Here is a 543-nt window from a genome sequence, read left to right as displayed (position 1 = left end):
TGCGCGTCGCAACGACATCACATCCGCGATCAGCCCGCAAGACATCAGCATTCTTGCGCGTAAGTTGTACGCTGCGTTTGAAGTGTTGCCGGGCAAAGTGACGTTGCTGAACCCACAAATTTCCCCTGATTTACATGAACCAGATTTGAGCTTCATCGAAGTTAAAGAAGGTGGGGTGAACAAATCGGGTTGGTATCTCTACAAGCAACCATTGATCGCACATCGCATTCTTGGGCAGCCATGTCTTGAGCATCACGAGTACTTGAGCAAACTGGTCTCGTGGGCTTTCTTTAATGGCCTCATCACCGAATCCACGCGTTTGCATGCCGTGGTGCGTGAAGCACAGCTAGATATTGATAAGTTTTACCAAATGGTGAGTGACTTACGAAATACCTTTGCACTGCGTAAACGTCGTCCGACGATGCAAGCGTTAGCGAGCCCGTGTGAAATCAGCCAGTTGGCGATGTTCATCAACTTCGAAAATGACCCTACGTCGGAGCTGTCGGGGCGTTCACTGAAAGTGGATGTGAAAAACACCGATAT

Annotated in this window: 1 protein-coding gene; it reads left to right on the top strand. The window is 49.2% G+C overall.

The genetic code is table 11. The features are described from left to right. The coding region (locus R7Z77_RS27910; protein ID WP_318137376.1) for a class I adenylate cyclase at positions 1 to 543 on the top strand (543 nt) is incomplete at both ends.

Source organism: Vibrio sp. 1401 (assembly GCF_033340295.1).
This window is presented reverse-complemented; position numbering and strand designations above follow the sequence as displayed.